Annotated in this window: 1 protein-coding gene; it reads right to left on the bottom strand. The window is 41.2% G+C overall.

The window, feature by feature from the left end; translation table 11 throughout:
* Positions 1–1973 (bottom strand): phosphoenolpyruvate carboxylase (gene ppc, locus SORDD16_RS04000; protein WP_128973466.1); only part of this gene is annotated, 1973 nt, incomplete at both ends.

Here is a 1973-nt window from a genome sequence, read left to right as displayed (position 1 = left end):
CGATAGCTAAAATAACGTCCTTAGTCAACTGCCATTCATCTAAAATAGTGTAGTAGATAGCTTGTACTTCTTCGTCTTCACAGAGCTTGGCATATTCAAAAGCAATGTTCATATTAGACTTAGACAAAACCATGTCCACATTGGAAAGTAAAGATTGGAAGAAAGGCCAGTTTTGGTACATATCACGAAGGATCTCAATATTATCAGGATTCTGATCAATAAATTCTTTGAAGCTTGAACCCACACCGTACCATCCAGGAAACATGACACGACTTTGTGACCATGAGAAGACCCAAGGGATAGCACGCAAACCGCCGATTTCAGTAATGGTCTTACGAGCGGCTGGACGCGAACCGATATTGAAGCTTGAAATAGCCTTGATTGGACTTGATTCAAAGAAATAGTCATAGAAATGTTCATTTCCAAAGACCAAATCACGGTAGATATCATAACTACGGTCCACTACTTGGTCCATAATAGCTTCGTAACGATTTGACGTATTGGTATCACTCTTCTTCTTGGTAATCATACGGTTAATGGCTGCAGAAACCAGCATTTCAAGGTTGTAATAGGCAGCGTCTTTGTTACCGTATTTGTTTCCAATGACTTCTCCTTGCTCAGTCAGACGGATACGATCCTTGATAGACTTGAGTGGTTGAGATGTGATAGCTTCATAAGTTGGTCCACCACCACGACCCACAGTACCGCCACGACCGTGGAAGAAAGTGACTTTAACACCAAATTCATCCCCAATAGCCGTCAGTTGTTGTTGCGCTTTATAGAGGGTCCAACACGATGATAGGTAACCACCATCCTTGTTACTATCAGAGTAGCCAAGCATGATTTCTTGGTAGTTGTCTTTTGAAGCAATCCATTTTTTAGCCAAAGGAAGAGAGAAATATCTTCTCATGGTTTCTTCCGAATGATCCAAGTCTTCAATCGTTTCAAAGAGGGGAACAATCTGAACGCGCGCTTTTTGAGCATCCACCAAGCCGACTTCCTTAAGCATAATGGCTAGTTCGAGCATATCGGATACACTGGTTGCGTGAGAAATGATGGTTTGACGAATAACATTTTCACCCAGTTTATCCTTCAACTTGCGCGCAGCTTTAAAGATAGATAGTTCTTTTTCAAGCAGTTCTGACTTTTCAGCATGAGTCGCTGAGAGGATACGAGGGTCTTCTTCCAACTCTTTTAATAGGAGGGTACATTTTTCGTCTTCAGAAAGGTCGCTATAATGGTCGTTAATACCAGCTGATGCTAGCAATTCAGCCACACAGGCTTCGTGAACACTAGAATCCTGGCGCATATCAATAGAAGCAAGGTAGAAACCAAAAATTTCGACAGCTTGCATCAGTTCAACAAATTCTCCTGAAATCAGGTATTCTCCTTTGTTCTCAAGGAGAGAATCTCGAATGGCCAACAAGTCTTGATAAAATTCATCTGCAGTAGCATATCTAGGCTGAAGATCCTTATCTTCAATGAGATAAGCCTTAGTTGCCTGCATCTTAGCTTGGATATCAAAAAGAGCACGACGATAGAGTTCTTTTTCGCGATAAATGGAGTTATCTTGTGACTTCAGCGCCATCTCACGAACTTTATCACTAACATTCACAATACTGGTTGAGAGTGAAAATTCACGATAAAGATTATAAATCTTCTCATCGTAGTAGTTCATGATGACTTCGCACTGAGTCAAGGCTGATTTGTTGAGAGTTTCCGCAGTTACGAAAGGATTTCCATCACGGTCTCCTCCGATCCACATCCCCATAGTAATCGGTTTTGGATGTTGGAGATCGATACCTTGTTCTTTAGCTAATTTTTTATACTCAGCTGTCAAACGCGGAACAGCATTCAGGAAAGAACTTTGGTAATACTCCATTACGTTCGTGATTTCGTTGGTTACCTTCAATTTCTTCTCACGAATCATGTCCGTTTGCATGATAATTTCAATGTAACGACGGAGATCCGTG

The organism is Streptococcus oralis, assembly GCF_001578945.1.
Lineage (GTDB): Bacteria > Bacillota > Bacilli > Lactobacillales > Streptococcaceae > Streptococcus > Streptococcus oralis_Q.
This window is presented reverse-complemented; position numbering and strand designations above follow the sequence as displayed.